General features: G+C 68.1%; 16 protein-coding genes and 1 pseudogene. 8 read left to right on the forward strand and 9 right to left on the reverse strand.

Annotated elements, in window-relative coordinates; all coding sequences use genetic code 11:
• Positions 1-469 precede the first annotated feature (469 nt).
• From VT85_RS10280 to fdhD, 6 genes are all read right to left on the reverse strand, one after another.
• Positions 470-1,819: an alpha/beta fold hydrolase gene (locus VT85_RS10280; protein ID WP_068414254.1), complete on the reverse strand. Its 1,350-nt coding sequence runs from the start codon at positions 1,817-1,819 to the stop codon at positions 470-472.
• A 239-nt stretch (positions 1,820-2,058) separates the two neighbouring features.
• Entirely contained in the window at positions 2,059-2,802 is a 744-nt protein-coding gene (locus VT85_RS27535) for a hypothetical protein (protein ID WP_156512792.1), read from the reverse strand.
• 268 nt (positions 2,803-3,070) lie between these two features.
• Positions 3,071-3,949, reverse strand: a complete 879-nt coding sequence (locus VT85_RS10290) for an alpha/beta fold hydrolase (RefSeq protein ID WP_068414261.1) — start codon at positions 3,947-3,949, stop codon at positions 3,071-3,073.
• A 175-nt stretch (positions 3,950-4,124) separates the two neighbouring features.
• On the reverse strand, positions 4,125-4,985 hold the full coding sequence (locus VT85_RS10295; protein ID WP_068414264.1) for a leucine-rich repeat domain-containing protein: 861 nt from the start codon (positions 4,983-4,985) through the stop codon (positions 4,125-4,127).
• Positions 4,986-5,237: 252 nt separating this feature from the next.
• On the reverse strand, positions 5,238-7,586 hold the full coding sequence (locus VT85_RS10300; protein WP_082858504.1) for an FdhF/YdeP family oxidoreductase: 2,349 nt from the start codon (positions 7,584-7,586) through the stop codon (positions 5,238-5,240).
• Positions 7,576-8,421, reverse strand: coding sequence for a formate dehydrogenase accessory sulfurtransferase FdhD (gene fdhD, locus VT85_RS10305; RefSeq protein WP_068414269.1), 846 nt, complete (start codon positions 8,419-8,421; stop codon positions 7,576-7,578). The genes VT85_RS10300 and fdhD overlap by 11 nt, the downstream gene beginning before the upstream one ends.
• A gap of 357 nt (positions 8,422-8,778) precedes the next feature.
• Between fdhD and VT85_RS10310 the strand changes: the two genes are divergently transcribed.
• The gene (locus VT85_RS10310; RefSeq protein WP_068414275.1) at positions 8,779-9,294 is read left to right on the forward strand and encodes a hypothetical protein; all 516 of its coding nucleotides are present in this window, start codon (positions 8,779-8,781) and stop codon (positions 9,292-9,294) included.
• A 38-nt stretch (positions 9,295-9,332) separates the two neighbouring features.
• On the opposite strand, the gene VT85_RS10315 is transcribed toward VT85_RS10310, so the two are convergent.
• Positions 9,333-10,304, reverse strand: a complete 972-nt coding sequence (locus tag VT85_RS10315) for a response regulator (protein ID WP_068414279.1) — start codon at positions 10,302-10,304, stop codon at positions 9,333-9,335.
• 133 nt (positions 10,305-10,437) lie between these two features.
• Positions 10,438-11,808, reverse strand: coding sequence for a serine/threonine-protein kinase (locus VT85_RS10320; RefSeq protein WP_068414280.1), 1,371 nt, complete (start codon positions 11,806-11,808; stop codon positions 10,438-10,440).
• A 379-nt stretch (positions 11,809-12,187) separates the two neighbouring features.
• Between VT85_RS10320 and trpC the strand changes: the two genes are divergently transcribed.
• The 7 genes and pseudogenes from trpC (at position 12,188) to VT85_RS30000 (ending at position 17,106) form a co-directional block, all read left to right on the forward strand.
• Complete coding sequence (gene trpC / locus VT85_RS10325) at positions 12,188-12,976, forward strand: indole-3-glycerol phosphate synthase TrpC (protein WP_068414283.1); 789 nt, start codon at positions 12,188-12,190, stop codon at positions 12,974-12,976.
• Positions 12,977-13,227: 251 nt separating this feature from the next.
• A complete protein-coding gene (locus VT85_RS27540) occupies positions 13,228-13,497 on the forward strand; it encodes a hypothetical protein (RefSeq protein WP_156512793.1) in 270 nt (89 codons plus the stop codon).
• A gap of 89 nt (positions 13,498-13,586) precedes the next feature.
• The gene (locus tag VT85_RS10335; protein ID WP_068414293.1) at positions 13,587-14,324 is read left to right on the forward strand and encodes a hypothetical protein; all 738 of its coding nucleotides are present in this window, start codon (positions 13,587-13,589) and stop codon (positions 14,322-14,324) included.
• Between the two features lie 664 nt (positions 14,325-14,988).
• The gene (locus VT85_RS29995) at positions 14,989-15,096 is read left to right on the forward strand and encodes an HNH/ENDO VII family nuclease (RefSeq protein ID WP_082858505.1); all 108 of its coding nucleotides are present in this window, start codon (positions 14,989-14,991) and stop codon (positions 15,094-15,096) included.
• Positions 15,097-15,161: 65 nt separating this feature from the next.
• Positions 15,162-15,934, forward strand: a pseudogene (locus tag VT85_RS26685) (IS5 family transposase); the annotation flags it as partial.
• Between the two features lie 173 nt (positions 15,935-16,107).
• Positions 16,108-16,563, forward strand: coding sequence for an SMI1/KNR4 family protein (locus VT85_RS26690; protein WP_082858507.1), 456 nt, complete (start codon positions 16,108-16,110; stop codon positions 16,561-16,563).
• A gap of 264 nt (positions 16,564-16,827) precedes the next feature.
• Entirely contained in the window at positions 16,828-17,106 is a 279-nt protein-coding gene (locus VT85_RS30000; RefSeq protein ID WP_068414300.1) for a hypothetical protein, read from the forward strand.
• Between the two features lie 533 nt (positions 17,107-17,639).
• Here VT85_RS30000 and lon read toward each other — a convergent pair.
• Positions 17,640-20,180, reverse strand: coding sequence for an endopeptidase La (gene lon / locus VT85_RS10355; protein WP_068421779.1), 2,541 nt, complete (start codon positions 20,178-20,180; stop codon positions 17,640-17,642).
• Between the last annotated feature and the right edge of the window lie 35 nt (positions 20,181-20,215).

A 20,215-nucleotide genomic window follows, 5' to 3' on the forward strand; every position in this document is an offset into this window, starting at 1 on the left:
CGAGTTCCTTCGGTCGCCTGAGGCTGGCTTGACGTCTCCCCAGAAATCAGAAGCGATCGGAAGTTGTCCGCCGGCCGGCCACTCAGGAGTTTCGCGAGCGATCCCAGATCCTCCAGGCCACCCATTTCAAGTGCCTGGCCAACACCTGTTGCGTCATCGACGCCGACCCGCCGAGCCCACGTTTCCATTCCATCGCCCCCGACATCCGCAATCGGCGAACCGGAGCCATCCTCTCCTTGGGGCGATGCGCGCCGAACCAAGGCTCTTTGACAATCCGTGAGTCGGTCCAGCCACCGAACAGGGGCCCGCCCGGGAGCGAGCCGGGCGGGAGGCGAGATAGGAAAACCGCCATACGAACCCAATTCCGCCCCACGCTTCTCAGACGCAACACATCCTTTGAACACACCTTACGTCCGACGGCTTCGTTTCCGACGGGCGCGAACGAACCCAATTCCGGGACGGTCGTCCCTCACACGACCCGCTCGCCGGCCTGGCACCGGGAGGCGAATCGGGCGATCGCTCGGTTGAAGGGGCCGTGGTGCTCGAACAGGCCCATGTGTTTGGCCGGCGCGAGCTTGACCAGCTCGGCGGAGGGGACGTGTTCGGCGATGAAGTCGCCGCACTCCGGCGGGGTCGTCGTGTCCTTGTCGCCGACCACCACCAGCGTCGGCACGGGGATCCTGGGGAGGGCCTCGGTCGCGTCGTAGGCGAGCATCCCGAGCATGCCGCGGGCGAGCACGTCGGGTCGACACATGGGCACGAACCGGGAGATGAAGTCGAGCTGGCCGCGGGTCTCGTTCCCGGAGAACGAGGACTTGTGGGTGGATCGGTGGGCGGAGCCGTTGAGGTAGCTCAGCCACATCATCGCCCAGGCGAGCGGCCAGAGGCCGATGGTCAGGTAGAGCAGGGGGACGATCACCGGCTTCTCGATCGACGTGTAGAAGGCCGCCATCCGCGTGGTGCGGACCGGGTTGGTGTAGGTCGTGTGCACGAGCGCCAGGCCGGCGACCCGCGTCCCCAGCAGCTCGGGATGCTCCCTGGCGAGCGTCAGCGTGATCATCCCGCCGATGCTATGGCCGGCGAGCAGCACGGGACGCTCGCCGGCGAAGGCGATCACGTCCTTCAGGGCGCCCGCCAAGTTCTCCAGGCTGAAGTCGTCGTCGTCCGGCTTTTTGGACAGGCCCATCCCGGGGATGTCCCAGACGATGAGCCGGAACCGATCGGCCAGGAAGCGCTTCTGGTAGAACCACTCCGTGGAGTCGGCGCCCCAACCGTGCGACCAGACGATCGGCGGGGCGTCCGGCGGGCCGTAGCACTCGATGCGAAGCTCGCTCCCGTCCGGTCGGCGAACCTTGTGGACCTCGCCGTGCCGATCGCCGTACGGGTCGACGTCGGGCTCGGGCGGGGCGTCGGCGCGGTCGTCCCCGGCGCGCCGGGCCGGCGCCGCCTCCGGCGCGGCGGAAGGGGCCTCTCCAGTCCTCAAAGTGAGCGACCGGACGCCGCTCCCGATCCAACGCCCCAGGGAGGCCCAGGCCAGCAAAGCCAGCGCCCCGGCCAGCTCGTACGTGGGCCGATTCCATCCCGGCTCGAACCGGAAGACCCGAACGGCCGGGGCGGGGGTTTCCGTCGCGATGGGCTTCCCTTCAGGATCGCGACGCACGTCGTCCGGCCCGGCGGCCGTCGCGGGGACCGAGACGCGCTCGACCACCCGGGAATCGTCGTACCAGCGAGAGAGCAGATAGAGTCCCCCGCCCAGGATGGCGATCGAAAGAAGCCCGCGAAACCAGATCCAGAGGATGTTGAACGGCATGAACGGCATGATCCGACCCCGATCGTGGAGATAGACGGGCGGGGCGAAAGCTGCCTCCCCTAGCACCCGGGCCCGACAGCACGGCAAACGCGGTGCCGAAGCCCGCACTCGCCCTTCGCTCGAATCGTCTGATGCCCCCAGGCCACCCTCCTTGGGTGCCTGGCGAATTGCGGCCGAATGGCGGCCGGGCCGATGGCGACCGGCGAATGACGGCTCATTCAAGGCGTTTTATGGGGCGGATTGCTGCTTCAAGCCGAGGTCAACGCTAGCAGGAACTTGCGATCGGCCTCCAACGCTTCTCGTTCTGTCTCAAGCCGTTCTGCCCATTCTGGCTGACAGAGGGCGAGGATTTCATGAACGAAATCCATGCCCGGTGTTCCAGCAACGAAGCATATGATTCCTGAGCCGGTAGAGACTCGCGCAACCAAGCCCTCCAGGATGTTACCCTCACCAAGGGCCGGGCTCAGCATTTCGATCATGAACGAACGTCCGCCGAGGCTTGCCGAGTAAATATGGCTCTCGGGTGGTTGAGAACGCTCCCACTGGAGCTTGCGCTCTCTCGTTAGTCTCAAGAGCAGAGAGAGCGCGTCCAAGCCGAGGGCCGAGGGTTTTCCACTTTCAGGCATAGGACTGTCCTCAGCTTCCTCGTACCATTTGTCGCAACCAAAGGGATCCAAGCCAGTCGCAATCCTGCGGAAGTGCTCCTGCATTCCTGGGCTTATCTCCCCCAGAAGACGGGTCGCCGAGTCCATGCTCTCGGTGCCCCAGGCGGATGTGCACCGCCATTTTTTGGACAAGACCGACAGGCATTGCCGGTCGATAGTAAAACCATCCTCGTCGTACCAATATAACCACCGGACCTCATAGGTTCGACCTCGTACATTCGAGCGGAAGCCGTTTTCGTACGGGTCGATCGCCCTCCATTTCAAGGTCCCAAGCCGTGTGGCGTCGGCCAGGAGCCGCAGGACATTCATTTTCAGCTCTTCAGACATCTAGCCCTCAGTTATAGAGTGGCATCGGCCATAACCTCAGGCCGAGAGGCCGGGATCCTCAGAGGCCAGGCACCAAATCAGGAGGATTTACGCGGCATACGGGAATTCAAAACCGATCAGACCCCCATGCTTGCCCTGTTTAAGCACCTGGTCAATGGACGAATGGACCAGCCTGGCTGTGCCAGTCAAGTCGCGTCCACCCAAGGCCACCCCCTCGTCCTGGATCCTCTTAATCCCCCAGATCGGCCCGCTTGGGTGCCCGGCCAAATCAACCGGTCTCGCTGCGGAGGAAGTCCAGCAGCAGTCGGTTCACGCGTTCCGGTTCCTCGTGCTGCACCCAGTGCGTCGCCTCCTCGAGGAATTCCAGGCGCCCCTGGTCGCATCGGGCGAGGCTTTCCTCCGCCAGGCGGCGGTCGAGGGCATGGTCCCTGGCACCCCAGACGATCAGCGTCGGCGCGGCGATGCGGGCTTCGGCGTCCTGGGAAGTGTCGGGCGGCGGGGCCCGATACCAGTTGATCATGGCGGACATGGCCCCGGGCTGCGACCACGCCCTGGCGTACTCGCCGAGGTCGGCGTCGGTGAACGCGCCGGGGCGGCTGGTCCGGCGAAGCGCGCGTTTCAGCAGCGCCCAGTCCCTCAGCCCGAACAGCGACTCAGGCAGGCGCGGGACCTGGAAGAAGAACGCGTACCAGCTTTTGAGTACCTGCCGTGGCGACTTCTTGATGAATCGTCGGAACGCGATGGGATGCGGGGCGTTGAGGATCGCCAGTTTTCGGACGCGCTCGGGATGCCGGGCGGCCACCCACCAGGCGACGACCCCTCCCCAGTCATGGCCCACGAGCGAAGCCCGCTCAAGGCCGAACGAATCCAGCAACCCGACGACGTCGCGGGCCAGCAGGTCGAGGTTGTAAGCCGAGCGCGGGCGCGGCTTCTCGCTCGTGTTGTAGCCACGCTGGTCGGGGACGATCACTCGAAAGCCGGCATCGGCGATCGGGCCGATCTGCCGCCTCCAGCCGTACCAGAACTCCGGGAAACCGTGCAGCAGGACGACGGGCGGGCCGTCCGTCGATCCCGCCTCGACGACGTGCAGGCGGACGCCGCCCACCTCTTGCGCCGTGTGCCTGAGCCGCTGTTCGAGGTCGCTCATGGTCTCTCCCGCCCGCCCCGGCCGAGGGCGAGCGCCGACGGCTTCGGCAGGTCGAAGGGCACGCCTTCGCCCGAGCACCCCGAAGGCCCCAGGCTACCCTCCTTGAGTGCCCGACCGATGGCGGTCCGGTTTCCTCGCGAATTCTCCTCTACCGGATGACGCAACCAATGGCATGCTAACGTTCAATTCGCAGTTGCGGCAAAAGTATTCTCAATTCTGAAATCGCCTTGTCCGTCACGTCCGTATTCTTGACGCCAAGCACCTTGAGCGACTTCATGTCTTGCACGAATCGTATTCCCTGGTCATCGATGCGAGTTCCATCCAGATACAAAGTCGTGAGACGGCGGCACTCCTTGAGCGATTCAACAGCAACGTTGCTGATCGGAGTGCCGCTGACGTCAAGGTAGTTCAGCATGCGGCACTTCGAAAGCTTCTTGATGCCTTCATTGGAAATCCGCGTGCCGGCGACGTTCAAGCTGTCCAAGTTCGGCAGCGAGGTGAGATGATCCAAGCCATCGTCGCCAATTTTGGTTCGACTCAGGAGCAATGAGGTCATCTGCTTGGCAGCGGCAATGCTTCGCGCTCCATCATCGTCGATGTCGACGCCCTCCAACATGAGATCCCTCAAATTTTTCATGGCGGCCAATCGAACGACGGCTCGTTGAGAGACAGAGCATCCGCCCAGATCGACGGTCTCGAGCTTTTCGCACCTCAGAATTTCGTTCACGACCTGATCGGTCACCTTCGTGCCGGCCAGGATGAGTAATATCAATTCCGGCAGCGACGAGATACCCTTGACATCGGCGTCGACGGCGTCGGTGTATCTCAGATCCACCGAGATGATCGGGTTCCCCGGCTTTATCTCCGAGCGCAATATGGTGCCGCCGGCCTTCTCAATACGTTGAACCAGGTCGATTTCATCCCTCGATTGCGCAAGCGCCGATTGATATACCAGCAAAGTCGACGCAAGGACGATCGCAAGGCGAACAGAAAAGGAATGAACGCCGGCTGTCGGGAGCGAACTTCGAATGATCATCTCAATGAACTCCTGGGTTGAAATTCTCCCTGGCCAGGAACTTCCGTTTGGAAGGCTTGAAAGGCATAGGCGAATCCGTCGTGGCAAAGCGAGTCAACCCCGATCATCCGGACATCCCAGTCGTCTACGCATGGCCGTGACAGTCTCGTCGCGACAAACCCAAGGTCACCCCCTCGCAGTCTCTCCCCCCGATCAACCTCTTGACTGCTTGGCCAACGGGGGGATGAACGATTCCGCCGTCACGCCCCGCCCTCACGCCTCCGCCGGGTGGGTGGTGGGGACGACGCGGATGACGACGGATTTGGAGGAGGGGGTCAGGCTGTGGGGGTCGACGTCGTCGACGGCGATCAGGGGGTTGGTCTCGGGGTAGTAGGCGGCGGCGCAGCCTTCGGGGATGTCGTGGACGACGACGGCGAAGCGGGGGGCGAGGCGGGTCTGGCCCTGGTATTCGCCGATCAGGTCGACGACCTGGCGGTCGACCAGGCCGAGGCGGGCGACGTCGAGGGCGTTCAGGAAGACGACGCGGCGGGCGTTGTAGACGCCCCGGTAGCGGTCGTCGAAGCCGTAGATCGTGGTGTTGAACTGGTCGTGGCTGCGGATCGTCGCCAGCAGCAGCCGGCCGGGGGTCCGCTCGTCGGCGGGGATCGGCTGGGTCATGAACCGGGCCTTGCCGGTCGTGGTGACGAACCGGCGCTCGGCGGCGGGGTTGATCAGGGTGAAGCCGCCGGGGCGGCGGACCCGGGCGTTGAAGTCGTGGAAACCGGGGATCGTCTTCTCGATCAGGTCGCGGATGCGGTCGTAGTCGGCGACGAGCGCGTCCCAGTCGACGGGGTCCGATTTGCCCAGGACGGATTGGGCCAGCTTCGCGACGATCCAGGGCTCGCTGCGGAGCATCGGCGAGCCCGGCGTCAGGCCCCCGTGCGAGGCGTGGACGACGCTCATCGAGTCCTCGACCGTGACGAACTGGCGGCCGGCCGCCTGCTCGTCCAGCTCGGTGCGGCCGAGGCAGGGGAGGATCAGGGACTCGCGGCCGGTGGTCAGGTGCCCTCGGTTCAGCTTGGTGGCGACGTAGGCCGTCAGCCGGCACCGGGAGAGGGCCTCGGCGGTGTAGGCCGTGTCGGGCGAGGCGACCGGGAAGTTGCCCCCCATCGCGAAGAAGACGCCCACCTTGCCCTCGTGCATCGCCCGGATCGCCTGGGTTACGCTGTAGCCGTGCTCGCGCGGGGGCTCGAAGCCGAAGTTCTGGCCCAGGCGGTCCAGGAACCCGGCGGCGGGGCGTTCGAAGATCCCCATCGTCCGGTCGCCCTGGACGTTGCTGTGCCCCCGGATCGGGCAGGCCCCCGCGCCGGGGCGGCCGATGTTGCCCCGGAGGAGCAGCAGGTTCGCGATCGACTGGACGTTCGCCACGCCGTGACGGTGCTGCGTCACCCCCATCCCCCAGCAGGCGATGACGCGGTCGGACGTGATGTAGATCTCGGCCGCCTTGCGGATCGACTCGCGGTCGACGCCGCAGGAGGCGAGGATCGCGTCCCAGGGGGTCGCGTGGAGGTCGGCCAGGAACTCGTCGAAGCCCGACGCGTGGTCCCGGATGAACGGCAGGTCGAGCACCTGGCCGGGGTTCCGACGCTCGGCCTCGACGACCTCCTTCATGATCCCCTTCAGGAGCGCGATGTCGCCGCCGACGCGGACGCTCAGGTACATCTCGGCGATCGGCGTGCCGCCGTGGAGCATGTCCATCGGGTGCTGCGGGTGCGCGAACCGCTCCAGCCCGCGCTCGCGGAGCGGGTTGACGGCCACGATCCGGCAGCCTCGTTTGGCGGCGTTCGCCAGGGTCGTCAGCATCCGGGGGTGGTTCGTCCCCGGGTTGTGGCCGATCATGAAGATGGCGTCGGCCAGCTCGAAGTCGTCGAGCGTCACCATCCCCTTGGCGACGCCGAGCTGCTCCTGGAGGCCGAAGCTCGTCGACTCGTGGCACATGTTCGAGCAGTCGGGGAGGTTGTTGGTGCCGAACCGGCGGACGAAGAGCTGGTACAGGAAGGCGGCCTCGTTGCTGGTCCTCCCCGAGGTGTAGAAGACCGCGTCGTCGGGCGAGCCCAGCGCCTTCAGTTCGCGGCCGATCAGGGCGAAGGCGTCTTCCCAGGAAATCGGCGCGTAGTGATCGGCGCCGGGGGCCAGGTGCATCGGGTGCGTCAGCCTCCCCTGGTCCTCCAGCCAGTGGTCGTTCCGGGCGCGAAGCTCCTCGACGGAATGCTTGCGGAAGAAGTCGGGCGTGACGCGGCGACGGGTGGCCTCGGCGGCGACCGCCTTGACCCCGTTCTCGCAGAACTCGAAGGTCTCGCGGCGGTCCGCGCCGGCCTCGCTCCAGGCGCAGCTCGGGCAGTCGAAGCCCTCGACCTGGTTGATCTTCAGGGACATCGCCACCGACCGGATCACCCCCAGTTGCGGCAGCGCCATCGCCGTCGAGTGGACGATCGCCCCGACGCCCGCCGCCGCGTGGTGATAGGGCCGGACGTCCACCTTCGCCAGCTCGATGGGCCCCCGGGCGGACGTTTCCTCGGTTTCCTCGATCGCATCCCTCGGCTTCGTCTCGTCAACCGCCATGAGCGATCTCCTCTCCATTCCCCGAGTCGATGCGTCCGGGGTGGGTGTAGACGTTGAAGCGATCGCCGCGCAGGAAGCCGACCAGGGTGATCCCCAGCCGGTCGGCGACCGACACCGCCAGGCTCGACGGGGCCGACACGGCGCAGACGATCGGCAGGCCGGCGACGGCCGCCTTTTGCAAGATTTCGAAGCTGGTCCGCCCGGAGACGAGCAGGATCCGGCCGGAGAGGGGGAGTTCGCCGTCGAGGAAGGTCCGGCCCACGAGCTTGTCGACGGCGTTGTGCCGGCCCACGTCCTCGCGGGCCGCCAGCAGCCGCCCGGAGGCGTCGAACAGGCCGGCGGCGTGCAGGCCCCCGGTCCGGTCGAAGGCCCGCTGCGAGCCGCGGAGGGCGTCCGGCAGGCCCAGCAGCGCCGATCGCCCCACCGTCGGCCCCGGCGAGACCGGGGCGCAGCGCACCGCCACCTGGTCGAGGGCCGCCTTGCCGCAGATCCCGCAGCTCGACGTGGCGAAGAAGTTCCGCTTCAGGGACGAGGCGTCGAACGGCCGCGCCAGGGCGACGTGGACGAGGTTGCAGCCCCGCGACGGGGCCTCGACCGGGGGCGGGGATTCGTCCTCGGGGCCGAGCAGCCCCTCGGTGCGGAGGAAGCCCACGGCCAGCTCGAAGTCGCGGCCGGGCGTCCGCATCGTCACCGCCACGCTCGTGGGCGCCTGGCCGGGACCGCTCGCGCGGATCTCCAGGGGCTCCTCGACGGCCACCCAGTCGTCGCGCTCGCAAGGGCCTTCCGGCCCGTCGACCCGGACCCCCACCCGCGCCGCCTCGCGCGCGGGCCGCATCCCCCCGGGACGCGCGGCGCCCTCCGGGCTTTTCGACCGTTCCTCGTCCATCGCCGCCCCGACGCCCAGACCCTATCCGACCCGAGAGGCCCCGCGCGGTCGCGCTTCGAAGCGAAAGAAGAGCCCACCTGAGATCATAGGTGGGCCGGGGGCGTCGGAGCAACCTTGCGGTTTTCCCTCTTGTCGGCGGGAGGTTCCGGAATACCTCATCAATCGACGGGCGGCCCGCGCTTCGTCGCGCTGCGGCCCGTCGCTTGCATGATCGAATTCCGAGAGCCCCGCGCGACGTCGGAATGCCGAGCCCGACGGGGACGGTCCCCTCGCCGCTTTCGCCTTCGCCTTGCCCCGAGGATTGCCATGAGCAACGACCCGCGTTCGAAGGACCCCATTCCGGAGGAGGACGACCTCGACCTGGAGCCCGACTCGCGGTTCCCGTCCGGCCCCTGGGTCGGCTACTTCCTCCAGGCCGAGATCCCCCCCGGCAAGCACGGGATGGAACTCCGCCTGACGTTCAAGAACGGCGTGATGACCGGCGAAGGGCGCGACCTGATCGGCGACTTCCTGATCCGGGGCAAGTATCAGGTCGAGGACGGCAAGTGCTGGTGGACCAAGCGGTTCATCGGCAAGCACGACGTCTTCTATCAGGGCTACAACGAGGGCAAGGGGATCTGGGGCACCTGGGAGATCCCCCCTTCGTGGAAGGGGGGCTTCTACATCTGGCCCGAGGCCATGGGCGACCCGACCCGGCAGCGGCTCCGGGAATCCATCGAGGAGCCCTTCAACGACTTCATCGAGGCCGAGTCCCCGGCCGCCGAGCTCTCGGTCGCCGGGGCCGACCTGGAGCCCCAGGCCGACGAGCCGCTCTCGACGTGAACGCCCGCCCCGGGCCGGCTCGCTCCGCTCCGCTCCGCTTACCTCTCGGATCGGCCCGCGGCGAACCGCATCGTCATGGTGACGACGTTGCCCCGCGCGTTGTGCGTCACCTGGTCCATGAAGGTCCGCATCAGGAGCAGCCCCCGGCCGCCGATGCGATTCAGGTCCTCGATCTCGATCTGGCGGTCGGCTCGGCTGGTGTCGAAACCGGGCCCTTCGTCGGCGATCTCGAAGACGGCCGCGCGACGGTCGAGCACGATCCGCACGAGCAGCCGGCGCGACCGGTAGGGCTCCTGGCCGCGACGGACGGCGGCCAGGGAGTGGAAGATCGCTTCGTCCTCCTGCCGCAGCTCCGAGTCCACCTCGAGATTGCCGTGATAGAGGGCGTTGACCAGCGCCTCCTGGAGCGCGACCCGCAGCCGGATCCGCGCCGAGCGGTCCAGGTACCCGAGCGCGCCGACGTCTTCGACGAGCACGTGGGCCAGCATCCCGATCTGTTCGGGGTCGTTGTCCAGCTCGAACGTCGAAGTCCGGCTCCGCAGCCGCTGCATCAGGCGATGGCGGCGGGAGTCGAAGGCGAAGACGTCCAGCGCGCGCCGCAGGGTCGTCGCCAGATCCTTCTCCAGCCGGGACTTGGGGAGGTAGTCGGCCGCGCCGGCGCGGAGCGCCTCGACGGCCGCGTCCTCGCCGCCGAACGCCGTCATCAGGATCATCGGCAGCCCGGGGTTCGACTCGCGCACCCGACGCACCAGCTCCAGGCCGTCCATGTCGGGCATGACCAGGTCGGTCAAGACGAGGTCCGGCGGGTCGCCCTCGATGGCCTCCAGCGCGGCGACGGCCCCCGTCGCGAAGGCGACGTCCAGGCCCTCGAAGCCCCGGAGCAGCCGCGCGATGCAGCGCCGCTCGAACTCCGAGTCGTCCACGACCAGGAGCCTCGGCGTCCTCGATTCCACGCAGGTCGACGGGACCGAACAAGGCCGCGTCGCACTGGTCTCGGTGTCGATCATCATGGGGGCGTCCCTCCTCCCCCGTAATATCGTGCGCCCCGGCCGTCGAGCCAACTCGCCCCATGAAAAAACGTCAATCGCATAAAGACGTCAATCGCCGACCGGGTCGCACCTGGATCGGGCCGACGCCCGACGGTCAGGCGAACCAGCCCAGGCGGCGGCCCTGGGGGCGTTCGCCGCGGAGCCAGCGGCGGAGGTCGGCGGCGAGGTCCTGGCACGAGGCGTACCGGCGCTCGGGCTTCTTGGCGGTCGCCCGGCGGCAGATCTCGGCCAGCGGCCGGGGGACCCGGAGGTCGACGGCGGTCGGGCAGGGGGGCTCGTGGGCCGCCGTGCGGGCGAGCACCGACGACGCCGGGCCGTCGAACGGCGGCCGGCCGCAGAGCAGCTCGTACAGCACGGCGCCCAGGCTGTACTGGTCGCTCGCCGGCAAGGCCTCCCGGCGCTCGCCCGCCAGTTGCTCGGGGGCGAGATAGGCCGGAGTCCCCACGATCGCCCCGGAGGCCGAGGTCGTCGCCGACGCGGCGTCGGGCGAATCCGGGCGGTGGGCGATCCCGAAGTCCATCAGGTGGACGCCCCCCCGGGCGTCGATCCGGACGTTGGCCGGCTTGACGTCGCGGTGGACGATCCCCAGGCCGTGCGCGTACGCCAGGGCCTCGGCCAGGTCGGCGACGATCTCCGCCCCCCGACGGTGCGAGAGCCGGCCCTCGGCCAGCACGTCCGACAGGCCCCGGCCCTCGATCAGGTCGAGCGCCAGATAAAGCCGGTCGCCGTCGCGGCCCGCCTCGAAGATCGAGACGATCCCCGGGTGCTTCAGCCTCGCCAGCGCGCGGGCCTCGCCCAGGAACCGCTCCTGGGCCCGAGACGACCGCGGGGCCTCGTCGCGCATCAGCTTGAGCGCCACCTGCCGCTCCAGGGTCGGGTCGAACGCGCGATAGACCGTCGCGTGGCGACCCTCGCCCAGCAGGCTCATGATCCGGAACCGGGCCAGGCCTCGCTCGTCGCCCGCCGCCGAAGCCCGACGCTCCAACCCCCGCTCCAGCCGCCTCGGGGCCGCGAACGCCCCCGTCCGCGAAGCGTCCGCCTGACCCACCGCCGGGACCGAGTACGAGCTCTCATTCCAGCCGAAGCCCGAGGCCGCCTCGGCCAGGTCGTCCCAGGGCTCGTCGAAGTCGTCGCCGGGGTCGAACGCCCCCGCCAGGAACTCGCCGCTCTCCGACGAAACCCGAGCGGCCGGCGGGGCCGGCGGGGCCAGCACGGCCACCCCGCCCGAACCGAAACCGGAGCCGAACCCCGCGCCTCGGGGGACGGCCGAGAACGACCGCGAAGCGGCCCGGGCTCGCCGCGGCGGGGTCGCCGCGACGGTCCATCCCGAATCGGACGCCGCCGACTCGCCGGCGCGGAGCTTCGTCAGGCAGCGCGGGCAGCGGAAGATCCGGCCCAGCGGGTCGTCCCCCAGATGCGAGAGGCGGCCGCACGAGGGGTTCGGGCAATACGCGATGGTGCTCATCCTGATGTCCTTATCTCGCGCTCCGGTCGGGGGCGCTCCGCGGGCCCGCGAAGTTCCTGATCCGTCCGATGCTCCGTGTACGTCCGTGTTTGCTGGAAACCTCGCGATTCGCTAAGCTGGCCAGGCGTCGCTTGCGCCGACGGCCTGGGGGAAAGGGAAAACACCCTGATCTTGCGGCCTTTGATGGTGCCGCCGACTTTAGCGGGATGATTACCGGCTTCGCAAGACGTCAAGTCGAAGTTTTCCGCGATTAACCCGCGGCACCGACACAAGCCTCTCAGTCCACGCATTTTAGCCAGACTCAAATCGGCGGTTTCGCTCGCAAGGCCTCGGGACCCCATCTCGAACAATCACGACTTTTTGACGGCAAGACGAACCAATGGCCGCAAGCATCCTGGATGAAATCGTCGAATCGAAGCGCCGCGAGGTGGCCCGCGACCGTCGTCGGATGCCGCTGGAGGAGCTGGAAGCCCAGGCCGCCGAGGCCCCGCCGGTCCGCGATTTCCGCGCGGCGCTGGACGGCCGGGGGGCGATCTCGCTGATCGCCGAGGTCAAGAAGGCCAGCCCTTCCGTCAAGGTGATCCGCGAGGACTTCGAGCCGGTCTCGATCGCCCGCGCCTATCAGGACCACGGCGCGTCCTGCCTCAGCGTGCTGACCGACGTCCCCTACTTCCAGGGCCACCTGTCGTACCTGGCGCGGATCCGGGCCTCGGTGGCGATCCCCCTTCTGCGCAAGGACTTCCTGATCGACGAGTATCAGGTCGTCGAGGCCCGCGTGGCCGGGGCCGACGCGATCCTGCTGATCGCCGAGATCCTCGACGACGCGACCATGGCCCGGCTCCTGGAGCGGGCCCGCGAGCTGGGCATGGCGGCCCTCGTGGAGTTCCACGACCCGGCCAACCTCCCCCGCGTCCTGGCCGCCGGGGCCGACCTGATCGGCGTCAACAATCGCGACCTGCACACCTTCACCACCGACCTCGAACGGACCTTGCGGGTCCGCGATCAGGTCCCCGACGGCGTGCTCCTGGTCAGCGAGAGCGGCATCCACGACCGCGCCCAGGTCGAGCGGCTGGAAGCGGCGGGCGTCCACGCCGTCCTCGTCGGCGAGTCCCTGATGCGCTCGCCCGACATCGGCCTGGCCGTCGAGAAGCTCCTCGGGATCGCCTGACGCCCCTCGGTCGGCGATTCGAACTGAAGAATGGCGGCGGCGCGGCGAATGCCTTGGGTGGAGGAGCACCCGGTCGGGGCCGGACGACCTTGACGCGGCCGCGCCGGAATTCCATCGTGGACGGAGACGGCGCGCGGCCCTTCAGGCTCGCGCCCGCCTTCGCGACGCTTCCATTCGTGCGACGACGTCCGACGACCGCGCCCCGGCGCGGCCGGATCGGAGCGACCCCATCCATCCAGGAGAGGACGAACATGCACGCCCGTCCGAAGGTTTCGAGCAAGTTGAAGAAGATGGGAGGGTTCGGGCTGCTCGGTCTGGCCGTCCTGTTCGCCCCGGCGGTCATCGCCCGGTCGTTCGAGGACCCCGGCCCGCCCCGCGAGCACCCCGAGGCCCCGGCCCCCCCGGCGGCCCCGAACCCCCAAAACCGCCGAAGCCCCCTGAGCCGCCCGACGACCAGGACGAGCCCGAAGCCGCCGCCGACGAACTCGCCCGGCGCATCCAGGAGCTTACCGAACGCCTGACCAACGAGGCCGCGCCGGTCGCCGAGGAGGTCCGCAAGGCGTTCGGCGAGGCCGCCACGGCCATCGGCGAGACCCTCAAGCAGGACGAGGTGTCGGCGGACGACGTCAAGGCCGCGATCGAGAAGGCCCGCGAGGACCTGAAGCGCGCCTTCGAGGAGGGGGGCCCGGTCGACCGCGAGGCGCGTCAAGCCCTCCGCCAGGCCCAGGAGGAGCTGCGCGACAGCCTGGAAGAATCCCGCCGCGAGGCCCGCGAAGCCCTCCGCCACCGCTACGAAGCCGAACGCGAACGCCTCCGCGGCGACGACGAGATGCCCGGAGACGAAGCCAGGCCCGAAGGCGACAACGACCGCGACGAAGCCGCGGCCGAAGGCGACGAGCTGGCCAGGACCCGCGACCGTGTCCGCGAGCTTCAGCAGCAGCTTCGCGAGGCCCAGCGCGATCTCCAGCTAAAAGAACGAGGAGGCCGCGAAGCCCGCAGGCCCGGCCCGATGCGCGGCCCCGGCGGCCCTGGCGGCCCCGGCCCTCGTATGGGTCCCGGCGCGATGCGCGGCCCCGGCGGCCCCGGCCCTCGTATGGGTCCCGGCGCGATGCGCGGCCCCGGCGGACCCGGCCTGCACCTCGGAGGCGGCCGTCGCCCCGCCGAGACCGACCGCCGCCTCGACGCCCTCGAAGCCAAGATGGACCGCCTCCTCGAAGAGCTGAAAGGCTCCAAGTCCGAGAAGGCCAAGCCGGACGACGACGATGACGACGACGACAAGGACGAAGGCGAGATGAAGAAGGACGACGACACGAGCCTTCACACCACGCCGACGCTCCCCGTCGCCTGACGGCGTTTCCTCGAAACCCGCCGACATCTCAACCCCTTCCCCCCTCGCGGGGGAAGGTGGCCGAAGGCCGGACGAGGGAGTGGCGAGCGCGAGGACTCTCGGAGGTCTTCTCAAGCCGTCGGTCATGCGGGCCGGGCTTCAAACTCCTCAACTCCCCGCGGGCGTCTCCCCCTCATCGGTCGCTTCGCGGCCCCTTTCCCCGCCAGGGGGAAGGCCGTTTCCGGGCCCGCATGCCCCCAGCTCCCCGGTGACGGCTTTTCGACAGAGCCCCTGGCGAGGGGAAGCTGGCCTAAGGCGATCGAGCAGCCGTATTTCCCGCCGGGGTTCGGCGCGGCGATTTCCGTGGAGAACCCCGGCGTTCAGCAAACTCCCCTTGGGCCCTTCGGACGCACGAGGAGCGAACGGGCCGGCCGGTGCCGAAGCGAGCCTTCCCCATCATGACCAACCCGCACGACCCCCGGAGAGGAAATCCGTTAGACGACCCGAAGGCCCTTCTCCGCCGCGCCCGCGCCCGATATGAGGCGAGGGGGCTAGAAGGGGCCGCGGCGGACTATGAGGCGGCCGTCCGAATCCGCCCCGCGCTCGAGTCGGCGTCGTTCCGGTACGCTCGTGCGCTTGACCCCGCACTCTCATCACCCTTGGATCAAAATTCGGGGGCAGGCCAATGGAACAAGGCAGGCCCCCAATCGGCAATGATGGATTGCGTGCAGAGCTTCACCATCAGAACCAAAATCCACACGGTCCATTTGAAGAGTTGACTAGGGCCTGTTGACTGTCCGGAGGCTGTTTCGGTAAGGGTTTAGGGCGGATCGACGACCCAGGACGGAGCCGCCCGCCATGCGATACCTGATCACCGACGAGGTCTGGGCCGTCCTCGGCCCGATGGTCGAACGCTGCCGCTCGAAGCTGGGCCCGGAGCCGGAGTTGCCCGACCGGATGTTCTTCGAGGCCGTGCTCTACTGGGCCCGCACGGGGATCCCCTGGCGCGACCTGCCGGCCGAGTTCGGGGCCTGGGACGCCGTCTACAACCGGCTCCGGCGCTGGATCCACTCCGGGCGGCTGAAGAAGCTGTTCGACCTGATGGCCGAGCGATCGGAGTGCGAGGACGCCCGGCGGCTGATGATCGACTCGACGGTCGTCCGGGCCCATCAGCACGCCGCCGGGGCGTCGCGAAAAAAGGGGGGGGCGAGGCGCAGGCCCTCGGCCGGTCGCGCGGCGGCTTCTCGACGAAGGTGATCGCCGTCGCCTGCGACGAGGACGGCGTCGTGGCCCTGGACGTCGCCGAGGGGCAGCGGAACGACGCGCCCCTGGCGAAGGGCGTACTGATCGAGGCCCGCGACGCGGTCGGCGCGGTCCGCGAGGTCCTGGGCGACAAGGGCTTCGACTCCGACGCGGTGCGGGACGTCGTCCTGGACGACCTCGACGCCCTGCCGGTGATCCCGAATCGGAGCAACCGCAAGGAGCCCTGGCCCTGGGACGACGAGCTGCGGGAGGTCTACAAGCAACGCAACCGGGTCGAGCGGGCCTTCGCCAAGGCGAAGCAGTTCCGCCGCTTCGCCACGAGGTATGAGAAGTTGAAGGACGTCTACCTCGGCGTGGCCCGCCTCGTCTTCGGCTTCATCCACGTCCGCAAGCTCGCTCAATCCGTCAACACGCCGTAGCAGGTATCACGATACAATTCCACACCCCATTAGACCTTCCCCAATCGATCGATCGGTTTTTGCGGGCGAACGGTCACGTTACTGGGTATCACGCTCAAGGGAATTTCTGGGGCAATAGAAACATGGATATCAAAGACCTGCGGAATGAAATCAGTCGGATTGCGGATGCGGAGTTTGTCGGTGGCGTTCCCGCGGACGCAATCACCTCAGCCGAGGCAGATCTGCAAGTTTCATTTCCACCGTCCTACAGGGCCTTCCTTCGGGAATTCGGTGCGGGGCACGTGTCCTCGGAAGACATTTTCGGACTGGGCGGACCTCAGCACAGCGACGTCGTGTGGCTGGCTAAAGAGCTGAGATCCCGGACGACGACTCGGTTCCCTAGACATCTGGTGCCGATCAGAAACGATGGATTCGGCAACTATGATTGCATTGACACGTCGACGGTGCTGCCGAATGGCGAGTGCCCGATCGTCGAATTCGTTCATGGTTGGGATGGAGGGGACAATCGCAAACTGTCCGAAGATTTTTTCCATTGGGTTATGGATATTATAAAAATGGTCCGCGAAATTGAAGCGTAAAGCGCTTGGCCGGTCCATTGTGGGCGAACACGCCCTGCGGAACCGAGCGAAGGGCGGCTTGCGGCCTGAGCGATGGGACCGTATGGCGACGAAGAGAAAGTTGAGCAGGTCTCGGGACTGGCGGCGGCAGGAATCGATCGTCGTCAGCATCCGCTCGACGAAGCGACTGCCGGCCGCAGATTAGGTCCCGATGACCTGCTCCCCGGAGGCTGGTCCATCTGGTCTGGGAGTCATCCCCGCCCTCAAGGGCGGGGATGACTCCCGATGAAGCGCCCCCGACACACGCCCGAGCCCATCGTCTGCAAATTCCCCGAGGCCCACGCCGGACTCGCCAGGGCGACGGCCTTCCCCGAGATCTGCAAGGCCCTGGGCACCTCCGAGGCCACCGATCACCGCCGGCGCAACCAGTTCGGCGGCAACAAGGCCGACGAGGCGAAGCGACTCGAGGAACTGGAGAAAGAAAACGCCCGGCTCAAGGCATCGTTCGCCGAGTTGGCCCTGGACAAGGCGATCCTCAAGGAGGCCGCCCGGGGAAACTCATGAACCCGGTTTGGAGGCCGAGGCGGTCGCCAGGGGGCCGCACAAATTTCCGTCATGTTTAGCCTGGATTCCTGGAAAGGCAATGCGGGCGGCGATCACGTCGCGCAAGGCGGCCGCGAGCGTTTCGTCCGGGGGCGAAGCTGGTGCTCGACGAGTTGGCTTCGCTGAGTTCGGAAGGCCGCTGGGCATGGAGAAGGGGGGAGGGCGGCGACGGAATCTCGGCATCGGTGTACGCAATCGCCCGGCCTGGGGCATCCTCTCTTTGAGCTCCTCGGCCCGCCGAGGCGGCCTGCGAGCGGGTCGGAGCGGTTGACGCGAGCTGACGAGAAGACATCAAAGCGCGCCGAACGAACCCAATCCCCGGGCGAAAAACCAACACCAAGCCCATACGCACCAATAATTTCCGTCGATCGGGTTCGTCCTCAGGCCGGACGAACGAAGCCAATTTCCCGCCGGGCGCGCGAGGACGCCGGATGGGGCGGCCGGGCTCCCCATCCGGCGTAGAGACCGACGGCTTTTTTCGGCCGCCTTCGGCGTCAGCCCACGGGTTCGAGGACCGGGGTCCGGGCGGCCGCCGGTTGGAGGGCGATGGCGAAGGCCTCGTCGAGGGTGGAGACGCAGTGGAAGACGAGGGCCTCGCGGACGTCGGCGGGGATGTCGTCGAGGTCGGCCTCGTTCTTCTTGGGGATGATGATCTCCCGGATTCCGGCGCGATGGGCGCCGAGGACTTTTTCCTTGACCCCGCCGATGGGGAGGACGCGTCCTCGCAGGGTGGTCTCGCCGGTCATGGCGACGTCGCTGCGGACGGGTCGGTTGGTCAGGGCCGAGACGATGGCCACGGCCATCGCCACGCCCGCCGAGGGGCCGTCCTTGGGGATCGCGCCCGCCGGGACGTGGATGTGGACCTCGATCGCGCCCAGGTCGTCGGGGAACTCCAGGGCCCGCGCGTTGGCCGTCGCGTAGGTCACGGCGGCCCGCGCCGATTCCTTCATGACGTCGCCGAGCTGGCCGGTGAGGATCAGGGAGACGCTGCCGGGGCCGGCGTACCCGTCGGCCCCCTCGTGGGGCCTGGCCCCCTGGAGGCGGCGCACGGCGGCCTCGACGAACATGATGTCGCCGCCGGCCGGCGTGTAATACATGCCGGTCGCCACGCCGACCTCGGGGCCCGCGCCGGCCTGCTCGGGATGGACCTTGGGGCGGCCCAGCAGGTCGTGGACGGCTTCCGGCCCGATGGTCCCGGCCGCCGGCTCGCCCGCGGCGAGCTTCCGCGCCAGCTTGCGGGCGACGGCGCCGACCTGGCGTTCGAGCTGGCGCACGCCGCTCTCGCGGGTGTACTCGCTCACCAGGGTCGTCACGGCGTCGTCGGTGAACGTCACCTCCTCGCTCGACAGGCCCGACTCCTCGAGCTGGCGAGGGATCAGGTAGGTCTTGGCGATCTCGGCCTTCTCGCGCTCGGTGTAGCCGGCGAAGTCCACCACCTCCATCCGGTCCAGGAGCGGGCCGGGGATGTTCTGGATGAAGTTCGCCGTCGCCACGAACAGGACCTCGCTGAGGTCGAACGGGACGTTCAGATAGTTGTCCGTGAAGGTGTCGTTCTGCGCCGGGTCGAGGACTTCCAGCAGCGCGCTGGCGGGGTCCCCCTGGTACGAGACGCCGAGCTTGTCGACCTCGTCGAGCAGGAAGACGGGGTTCTTGGTCCCGACCTGCTTGAGGCCCTGGATGATCCGGCCGGGCATGGCGCCGACGTAGGTCCGCCGGTGGCCCCGGACGTCGGCCTCGTCGCGGATGCCGCCGAGCGCGGCGCGGATGTACTTCCGGCCCAGGGCGCGGGCGATCGACTTGGCGATCGACGTCTTGCCGACGCCCGGCGGGCCGACGAACAGCAGGATCGGGCCGCGGGCCATCGCCTTGGCCTTGGCCTCCTTGCCGTCGGTGATCGAACTCTCGTCGTCGGGCTTCGCCCCGTTGAGCGACGTCGTGACCGTCTCGTTGGCTTCCTTCAGCTTCGACTTGGCGCACTCGCCCGAGGCCGCGACCTCCTCGGCCAGCTTCCGGGCGCGGAGCTGGCGGACGGCCAGGAATTCGAGCACGCGGTCCTTGACGTCCTCCAGGCCGTAATGGTCCTCGTCGAGCACCTCGGCGGCGCGCTTGAGGTCCAGGTCGTCGTCGGAGCGGACGGTCCAGGGAAGCTCGGCGATCCACTCCAGATAGGTGCGGATGACCTGCGCCTCCATCGACTCGCGGCCCGAGCGCTCCAGCCGGCCCAGCTCGCGCTCGACCTCGACGCGGGCCTCGCGAGGGAGTTCCAGCTTGCCGAGCTTCTCGCGCAGCTCGATCAGCTCGCGGGACTGGTCGTCGTCGCCCAGCTCCTTCTGGATCGCCTTGAGCTGCTCGCGCAGGAACATCTCGCGCTGGCGCTCCCCCAGCTCCTCCTGCACCTGCGACTTGATCTCGGCCTGGGCCGCGAGCATGCCGATCTGGCGCTGGACCTGGATCAAGACCCGCCGCAGACGCTCCTCGACCCCCAGGGTCTCCAGCAAGAGCTGCTTGTCGATCACGGGAAGCTCGACGTAGCCCGCGACCAGGTCGGCGAACCGGCCGGGCTCGGTCACGGAGTCGAGCACCTGATGCAGCACCTCGTCGGGCAGCCCCCGGCGCTCGCCCAGCTCCATCGCCCGCTCACGGGTCTCCTTGTAGAGCGCGACGAACGCGGCGTCGCCCTCGTCGAGCGGCGGCACCTCGGCGATCGGCATGACGTCGGCCGTGAGGTACTCCTCCCCGTCGTGATAGTTCAGAACCGCCGCGCGGTGCTCCCCCTGGAGCAAGAGCTGGACGCCCCCCAGCCCGCGCTGGACCTGGCCGATCTTGCCGACCACCCCCATCGTGTAGAGCTGGTCCGTCGTCGGCTCGTCCACGTTCTCGCGCTGGGCGACCGCGAAGACCTCGCGGTTCTCCTTCAACGCCGCCTCGATCGCATGCAAGGTCCCCGGCCGACCGACCCCGATCGGGACCGTCAGCCCGGGATACATCACCGTCCCCCGCAAGGGGAGCACCGGCAGCGTCTGTCGTTCCGCCATCCTCGCCTCCTCCCTCTCCATCCGCTCCGTTGCGT

This window comes from Planctomyces sp. SH-PL62 (assembly GCF_001610895.1).
GTDB lineage: Bacteria > Planctomycetota > Planctomycetia > Isosphaerales > Isosphaeraceae > Paludisphaera.

Bases quoted from the DNA above. Each gene is read 5' to 3' on its own strand.
- VT85_RS10290 (WP_068414261.1), bottom strand. From the start codon at position 3,949: ATGAGCGACCTCGAACAGCGGCTCAGGCACACGGCGCAAGAGGTGGGC.
- VT85_RS10310 (WP_068414275.1), top strand. From the start codon at position 8,779: ATGAGCAACGACCCGCGTTCGAAGGACCCCATTCCGGAGGAGGACGAC.
- VT85_RS10300 (WP_082858504.1), bottom strand. From the start codon at position 7,586: ATGGCGGTTGACGAGACGAAGCCGAGGGATGCGATCGAGGAAACCGAG.
- VT85_RS29995 (WP_082858505.1), top strand. From the start codon at position 14,989: ATGGAACAAGGCAGGCCCCCAATCGGCAATGATGGATTGCGTGCAGAG.
- VT85_RS10315 (WP_068414279.1), bottom strand. From the start codon at position 10,304: ATGATGATCGACACCGAGACCAGTGCGACGCGGCCTTGTTCGGTCCCG.
- VT85_RS10320 (WP_068414280.1), bottom strand. From the start codon at position 11,808: ATGAGCACCATCGCGTATTGCCCGAACCCCTCGTGCGGCCGCCTCTCG.
- lon (WP_068421779.1), bottom strand. From the start codon at position 20,180: ATGGCGGAACGACAGACGCTGCCGGTGCTCCCCTTGCGGGGGACGGTG.
- VT85_RS26690 (WP_082858507.1), top strand. From the start codon at position 16,108: ATGGATATCAAAGACCTGCGGAATGAAATCAGTCGGATTGCGGATGCG.
- VT85_RS10295 (WP_068414264.1), bottom strand. From the start codon at position 4,985: ATGATCATTCGAAGTTCGCTCCCGACAGCCGGCGTTCATTCCTTTTCT.
- fdhD (WP_068414269.1), bottom strand. From the start codon at position 8,421: ATGCGGCCCGCGCGCGAGGCGGCGCGGGTGGGGGTCCGGGTCGACGGG.
- VT85_RS27535 (WP_156512792.1), bottom strand. From the start codon at position 2,802: ATGTCTGAAGAGCTGAAAATGAATGTCCTGCGGCTCCTGGCCGACGCC.
- VT85_RS10280 (WP_068414254.1), bottom strand. From the start codon at position 1,819: ATGCCGTTCATGCCGTTCAACATCCTCTGGATCTGGTTTCGCGGGCTT.
- VT85_RS27540 (WP_156512793.1), top strand. From the start codon at position 13,228: ATGCACGCCCGTCCGAAGGTTTCGAGCAAGTTGAAGAAGATGGGAGGG.
- trpC (WP_068414283.1), top strand. From the start codon at position 12,188: ATGGCCGCAAGCATCCTGGATGAAATCGTCGAATCGAAGCGCCGCGAG.
- VT85_RS30000 (WP_068414300.1), top strand. From the start codon at position 16,828: ATGAAGCGCCCCCGACACACGCCCGAGCCCATCGTCTGCAAATTCCCC.